Here is a 6,505-nt window from a genome sequence, read left to right on the forward strand (position 1 = left end):
CCATCGCGGTGTCCCACCAGTTACCCATTTGGTTGACACGCTTGTCGGTCGAAGGGCGGCCGCTGCCGCACGATCCCCGACGCCGTCAGTGCAACCTCGCGTCCATCACGTCCCTGACTTTCGACGACGTGACAGAACCGGTGCTTCCGCGGCTGAATTACCGGGAACCGGCAGCCCACCTCTACCCAGGGGTCAACCAGCTTCCCGGCTCATAATTACTCCCGAATCCCACCCCGTACCGTCAGGTGACATACCCGTGAAATTGGCCCGAGTCCGTTCCGCTCAACCCGTCCGATCCAGCCGCTCGCGCACGCGCGTGGCGGCGGCGTCGTTGTGCGTGGGCGCCGCGCTGGCGCTGACCGCGTGCGGTGGCTCGGAAGCGGACAACCTGGCGCAGCAGGCGAACGAGGGCGGCAGCAAGGGCTACGTGGCCGGCGATGGCTCCGTGAGCGAATACGCCCCCGAGGAGCGCGGCGAACCGGTCGAGTTCGACGCCAAGATGTTCGACGGTTCCACCGTCTCCGCCGCGGAGCTGCGCGGTGAACCGGCCGTCCTGAACTTCTGGTACGCGGGTTGCGCCCCCTGCCGGGCGGAGGCACCGGATCTGGTGAACCTGGCCGAGGAATATGAGGGCGACGCCCAATTCATGGGCGTGAACCTACGGGACCAGCAGGCCACCTCCGAGGCCTTCGAGCGCACCTTCGACATTCCGTACCCTTCCGCGTCCGATCTCAATGGTGAGGTGCTGTTGGCGTTGAGCGACTACGTTCCGCCGCAGGCCGTGCCCACCACTTTGGTGCTGGACTCCGAGGGTCGTGTCGCCGCCCGCGTGTTGGGTAAGGCGGACCATTCCACTTTGGACGCGCTCATCAAGCACACGGTGGCCGAGAAGGTATGACGGGCAATCCCTTCGCCGAGGTCATCCTCGACGGCTCACTGATTGCCGCGCTACCGGTGGCACTCATCGCGGGACTCGTTTCCTTCGCCTCACCGTGCGTGCTTCCCCTGGTCCCCGGCTACCTGGGGTACGTGACCGGCCTGACCGGTGTGGATCTGCAGGAGCAGAGACGTGGGCGCGTGTTCACGGGTGTGCTGTTGTTCGTGCTCGGATTCTCCGCGGTGTTCGTGGTGATGTCCGTGGTGCTGGCCCAGCTGGGGGCCTTCGCCTGGTTCCTGGGGCAGCAGTGGATCATGGTGGTGCTGGGCATCCTGGTGATCCTCATGGGCATCGTGTTCATGGGCGGTTTCTCGTGGTTCCAGCGTGACCGCAAAATCGAACGCCGGCCACCGCCCGGTCTGTGGGGTGCACCCCTGCTGGGGATGACCTTCGGGTTGGGGTGGGCTCCGTGCATTGGCCCCACCTTTGCCGCCGTGCAGGCGCTGGTTTACGTGGACGGTGCCTCCACGGGCAAGGCCGTGATCCTCACGAGCGCCTATTGTTTGGGACTGGGCATCCCGTTCGTCCTCATTGCCCTGGCCCTGCGCCGGGGGATGGGTGCCATGACATTCTTCCGCCGTCACCGTCTCACGCTTCAGCGCGTGGGCGGTGCCGTGCTCGTCCTGATTGGTCTGGCCATGGCCACGGGAGTATGGTCCGCACTGGTTTCCTGGATCCAGGCCGAATTCGTTACCGATTGGGTGATGCCGATATGACACAGGTGCGCGATGAACGCGACCAGAAGGGCAGTGGCAGCGATTCCGTTGCGGTGCCCGCCCTCGGCCCCCTGGGAATGCTCCGGTGGGCATGGACACAGCTGACCAAGATGTCCACGGCGTTGGTGCTGCTGCTCATGCTGGCCATTGCAGCCGTGCCGGGTTCCCTGTTCCCGCAGCGGATTCAGGATCCTGACGCCGTCAACAGTTACATCGAGGCCAACCCCACCTCGGGTCCGTGGCTGGACCGGTTCCAGATGTTCGACGTTTTCTCGTCCTACTGGTTCTCGGCGATTTACCTGTTGCTGTTCATCTCCCTGATCGGCTGCGTCATTCCGCGCGCGATCCAGCATTACAAGGCGTGGCGCGCCAAGCCACCGCGCACCCCCAAGCGGCTCACCCGCCTGCCGCAGTACCGCCGGGTGCTGCTGGGCGCGCGAGACGGCGCCGCGGCGCCGTCTCCGTCGGAGGCCATCCAGGACGCGGCCAAGACCCTCAAGAAGCGCGGCTACCGTGTGAACACCCGCGATCTGGACGGTGATGCACCGTCCGTGGGTGCCGAACGCGGCATGTGGAAAGAAGTGGGCAATATCCTTTTCCACGTGGCGCTGTTGGGAGTGCTGCTCTCCGTGGGAATCGGGTCGCTGTTCGGTTACAAGGGCCAGAAAATCATTGTCGAGGACGAGTCCTTCGTGAACACACTGGTGGCCTACGACTCGTTCACCCCCGGCACCAACTTCACCGCGGACTGGCTCAACCCGTTCTCGGTCCGCCTGGACAACTTCCAGGCGGAGTTCAACCGTGACACCACGGATCCTGACCAGTACGGGGCTCCCACGGATTTCGAGGCGGACGTGACCGTGACCGAAGAACCCGGTGCGGAGCCCACGAGCCAGAAACTCAAGGTCAACGAGCCGCTCAACGTGGGCGGCACCAAGCTCTACTTGGTGGGTAATGGTTACGCCCCGGTGATCCGGGTGACGGACGGTCAGGGCAAAGTGGCTTACGAGGGCCCCGTGGTGACGATCCCCACCGACTCCGTCTACACGTCCTCGCTGGTGCTCAAGGTGCCCGACGCCGCCCCGGATCAGCTCGGTTTCGTGGGCCTGCTGTTGCCCACGGCCGTCGTGGACGAAGGGTCCATGCCCCGGTCGGTGGATCCGGGACTGAGCAATCCGGTGTTGATCATGTCCTCGTACTTCGGGGATCTGGGCTTGGACAACGGCCAAGCCCAGAATGTCTTTGTGCTGGATGTGGATGCCCTGACCGAACTGAATTCCATGATGTCCGACAACGGTGCCATTACCCTGGACGGCGCCAACCGCAGTGCCGAGCTGCCGGACGGCAAGGGCACCATCGAGTTCGTGGACGTCAAGCGCTATGTGGGCCTGGACATCCACAACGACCCCGGACGTATTCCCGCGTTCATCTCGTTCGTGGCCGCTTTCGTGGGGCTCATCATGACCCTGTTCATTGCCCGTCGCAGGGCATGGGTGCGCGCTTATGTGGGCCGGGACCACAATGGCGTGCAGTGTACTGTTCTGGAATACGGACTGTTGGCTCGCGGTGAGGATCACCGCTTGGGCGCGGAAGCCGAGAAGCTGACAGGTTTGTGGACCTCGCTGTGGGAAGACCGCGGTGTGCGCGATTTCCCCCTCAACTCGTCAGATAAGGCGTGAGTGATCTATGGGTAGCAACATCAACGAAACGTTAGGCGTCTGGAGCGAATGGTTCATGCTCCTGGCCGCATTCACCTACCTGGTCGCGTTCGTGGCCTTCGTGTGGGACATGGCCTCGCACTCCAAAGCAATCGGTGAAGCTGAGCGCGCCGCGCAACGGCAGAGCGCCGTGGGCCGGGAGGATTCCAAGGAGCTCGTGGGCGCAACCTCGCGCGGTGGTTCCGTGAGCGTCTCGGCGGCCTCCTCCGGCCGCACTGTGGGCCACGACGGCGCTCGCAACGGTTCCGTGGCCGGCGAGTTCCGCACCACCGCCGACGCGCGAACCAAGGGCGCGGACGAGTTCGAGGCCCTCAATTACAAGGACTCCGTCAGCCGCCCTGCCGCCCGTGCGGCCGTGGTGGTCATGGGCATCGCCTTTTTGCTGCACGCCTTCGCCGTGGTGGCCCGTGGTATTGCCGCGGACCGCGTTCCCTGGGCCAACATGTACGAGTTCTGCTCCACGGGTGCCCTGGTGGTGGCGGGCGTCTACCTGGTCACATTGATCTTCAAGGATTTGCGCTTTGTGGGACCCATGGTCTCCGGGCTGGTGCTGCTCATGCTGTGCGCGGCCACCATTGCCTTCCCCACCCCGGTTTCCCCGTTGCCCCCGGCGCTGCAGTCCTATTGGCTGATCATTCACGTGTCCATTGCCGTGGCGGCATCCGGCCTGTTCACCATTACGTTCGCGATGGCGGTGCTGCAGTTGCTGCAGTCCCGTCGCGAGAAGAACGTGACCACGGGTGAGGACACCAAACTGGGGTTCCTGCGCGTTGTCCCCAACTCGACCACCCTGGAGAACTTTGCGTTCCGCCTCAACTCCGTGGGCTTCGTGTTCTGGACCTTCACCCTCGCCGCCGGTGCCATTTGGGCCGATCAGGCCTGGGGCCGATTCTGGGGATGGGACACCAAAGAGGTCTGGACGTTCGTGATCTGGACCGTGTACGCCGCCTACATGCACGCCCGCGTGACCCGCGGGTGGAACGGTAACCGTTCCGCGTGGTTGTCGATCGCCGGCTACATCTGCGTGGTCTTCAACTTCACCGTGGTCAACGTGTACTTCCCGGGTCTGCACTCGTACTCGGGCCTGTAAGCAGGTAGTCGGTTTCGCGTCGATTCCTAGGCGCGATGGCCGGGGGCGGTGTCCGGTTCCGGGCCCTCATCGGTGTCCCACGGGCCGTCCTCCCCGGCGCCGGCTGCGGTGCTCCCACCATCCCCGGGGGAGTCGCTGCCGGGGTGTTTCTCGCCCTGCGTGTCTGCCTCGGCGGCGCCTTCCTCGTGGTCCGGGACCTCTCCGCTCAGGCGGGGGTCATCCGGGTCCAGCGGCTGAGGCTTTTCTCCCGGGGGACGTCCCGTTCGTTTGAGCTCGTTCTCCCACTCTTGGAGCCTGCGCTCATGCGCTTGCTGCCGACGCCGCTCCTCCAAGTTCCGCAGGAACTGGGGGTCATCGTCCGGGCCGCGACCGCGCTGCGGCTGGTTGCCGGGCTCCTCCTTCTTGGGACGGCCGAAGAACAACCAGAGGACCGCGCCAATGACGGGAAGCAGCAGGATCACCAGGATCCACGCACCCTTGGGGATGGACCTGACCTTGTACTTCTCTGTTTGGGCGCATTCGATGAGTGAATAAATGATCACACCCACGGCGAGGGCGCCTGCTCCGATAATGAGTATCGCTCTGCCCATGGTGCCAATCCTAGGGCAGCATGCTGAGGGCCAGCGCATCGGTTTCTGGGCGTTATGTCATGGGCGAAGCCGGTGATGACATGTTGCGATGATGATCGCGTGCTGGAGCAGCATGAGCAGCATGGGGCGGGCGTCCAGGGCGTGCCGGTAGACTGGGTCGCGTGAATTTCCTCAAGTACTCCCTGTTGCGGTTGGGCATCCTGATCGTGGTGTTCGTGATCGCCATGTACGTGGGTGCGGGGCTGATCCTGTCCGGCATCGCGGCGGTGGTGGCCGCTTTTGCGATCTGTTACATCTTTTTCCCCAAACTGCACCTGGCAGCCAGCCAGGACTTTCACCGCTGGATCGACCGCGCTCCCAAGCCCAAGAACCGCGTGGCCCTGGAGGACGAAGAAATCGAGGATTCCTACACGGACCAGCAGGCCCGCAGGGACATCTGAGTCCTGGACGGACTTCCCGGGGTTAGACGTACTGGTTGACCAGCACGGCCAACGCGTAGAGCACGGTGAAGCCCAGGTTCACCAGCCCGCATTGTTTGAGCACGGGGATCAAGGCCCGGCGTTCACCACTCTTGAGCACCGTGGCGCTGGCCGCCAGGGCCAGCGGGGTCATTGCGTAGACGAGCAGGACCCACGGGTTGTACGGCACCAACAGCAGCGGCAACAACATGCCCACGGCCATCTCCGCGGTGAACGTCAGGCGGGCGGTCGGGTCGCCCAGCCGGACGGCCAGGGTCTTCTTGCCCACCTCGCGGTCACCGGGGATGTCACGAACGTTATTGGCCATCAGCAGGGCGCACGCGAACAAGCCCGTGGAGATCGCCATGAGCCAGGCGTCCAGGTTCAGCCGACCGGCCTGCGTGAGCGTTGTACCCAGTGTGGCCACGAGTCCGAAGAAAATGAACACGAAGATATCGCCCAGGCCCAGGTAGCCGTAGGGCTTCTTGCCGCCGGTGTACCCCCAGGCCGCGAAGACGGCGGCGACACCCACGATTGCGAACCACCACTGCTGGGACAGCACCACGAGCGCGGCACCTGCCAGGGCCGCCAGGCCGAAGCACAAGAAGGCCGCGCGCTTCACGTGCGCGGGCCGCGCTGCTCCGGAGCCGGTGAGCCGCAGCGGGCCCACGCGGTCATCGTCGGTGCCGCGCACGCCGTCGGAGTAATCGTTGGCGTAGTTCACGCCGACCTGCAGGAACAGTGCCACGAGCAGCGCCAACCCGGCGTGCCCCAGGTGCGCGGCGTGCATTTGCTGGGCGGCGGCGGTGCCGGCAATTACGGGAGCCGTGGCCATGGGCAGGGTCCTGAGTCGTGCGCCCTCGACCCACTGTGCTGGCGTGGCCACGGATGTACCTCCGAAAACTGGTGAACTGAACCGAGTCATTCTCTCACGCGGGGCGCCCCCCCGGAGCTGAGGTAGCCGTCACCCCGGAGGCCGGGGCGTGCCTACGCCTC

The 6,505-nt window shown here is 64.8% G+C and carries 7 protein-coding genes and 1 pseudogene; 6 read left to right on the plus strand and 2 right to left on the minus strand.

What is annotated here, in order from left to right; translation table 11 throughout:
• The 5 genes and pseudogenes from Q4E95_RS10120 to ccsB all read left to right on the plus strand — a co-directional run.
• Positions 1-215 (plus strand): annotated as a pseudogene (locus tag Q4E95_RS10120) (histidine phosphatase family protein); the annotation flags it as partial.
• A gap of 41 nt (positions 216-256) precedes the next feature.
• Positions 257-898, plus strand: a complete 642-nt coding sequence (locus Q4E95_RS10125; RefSeq protein ID WP_303383190.1) for a TlpA disulfide reductase family protein — start codon at positions 257-259, stop codon at positions 896-898.
• On the plus strand, positions 895-1,653 hold the full coding sequence (locus Q4E95_RS10130; protein WP_303383191.1) for a cytochrome c biogenesis CcdA family protein: 759 nt from the start codon (positions 895-897) through the stop codon (positions 1,651-1,653). Before Q4E95_RS10125 ends, Q4E95_RS10130 begins: the two co-directional genes overlap by 4 nt.
• Positions 1,650-3,332 carry a cytochrome c biogenesis protein ResB gene (locus Q4E95_RS10135; RefSeq protein ID WP_303383192.1) on the plus strand — a complete coding sequence of 561 codons (1,683 nt, stop codon included), beginning with the start codon at positions 1,650-1,652 and terminating at the stop codon, positions 3,330-3,332. The genes Q4E95_RS10130 and Q4E95_RS10135 overlap by 4 nt, the downstream gene beginning before the upstream one ends.
• 7 nt (positions 3,333-3,339) lie before the next feature.
• Positions 3,340-4,461, plus strand: coding sequence for a c-type cytochrome biogenesis protein CcsB (gene ccsB / locus Q4E95_RS10140; protein ID WP_303383193.1), 1,122 nt, complete (start codon positions 3,340-3,342; stop codon positions 4,459-4,461).
• A 26-nt stretch (positions 4,462-4,487) separates the two neighbouring features.
• On the opposite strand, the gene Q4E95_RS10145 is transcribed toward ccsB, so the two are convergent.
• On the minus strand, positions 4,488-5,051 hold the full coding sequence (locus Q4E95_RS10145) for a PLD nuclease N-terminal domain-containing protein (protein WP_303383194.1): 564 nt from the start codon (positions 5,049-5,051) through the stop codon (positions 4,488-4,490).
• Positions 5,052-5,212: 161 nt separating this feature from the next.
• Between Q4E95_RS10145 and Q4E95_RS10150 the strand changes: the two genes are divergently transcribed.
• Positions 5,213-5,491, plus strand: a complete 279-nt coding sequence (locus Q4E95_RS10150) for a DUF4229 domain-containing protein (RefSeq protein WP_303383195.1) — start codon at positions 5,213-5,215, stop codon at positions 5,489-5,491.
• A 22-nt stretch (positions 5,492-5,513) separates the two neighbouring features.
• Here the strand turns inward: Q4E95_RS10150 and Q4E95_RS10155 are convergent, their stop codons facing one another.
• Positions 5,514-6,395, minus strand: a complete 882-nt coding sequence (locus tag Q4E95_RS10155) for a 1,4-dihydroxy-2-naphthoate polyprenyltransferase (protein WP_303383196.1) — start codon at positions 6,393-6,395, stop codon at positions 5,514-5,516.
• Positions 6,396-6,505 lie beyond the last annotated feature (110 nt).

It is taken from the genome of Kocuria sp., assembly GCF_030536815.1.
GTDB classification, from domain to species: domain Bacteria; phylum Actinomycetota; class Actinomycetes; order Actinomycetales; family Micrococcaceae; genus Kocuria; species Kocuria gwangalliensis.

Coding starts and splice junctions, on each gene's coding strand:
- Q4E95_RS10130 (WP_303383191.1), top strand. CDS start 895: ATGACGGGCAATCCCTTCGCCGAGGTCATCCTCGACGGCTCACTGATT.
- Q4E95_RS10135 (WP_303383192.1), top strand. CDS start 1,650: ATGACACAGGTGCGCGATGAACGCGACCAGAAGGGCAGTGGCAGCGAT.
- ccsB (WP_303383193.1), top strand. CDS start 3,340: ATGGGTAGCAACATCAACGAAACGTTAGGCGTCTGGAGCGAATGGTTC.
- Q4E95_RS10145 (WP_303383194.1), bottom strand. CDS start 5,051: ATGGGCAGAGCGATACTCATTATCGGAGCAGGCGCCCTCGCCGTGGGT.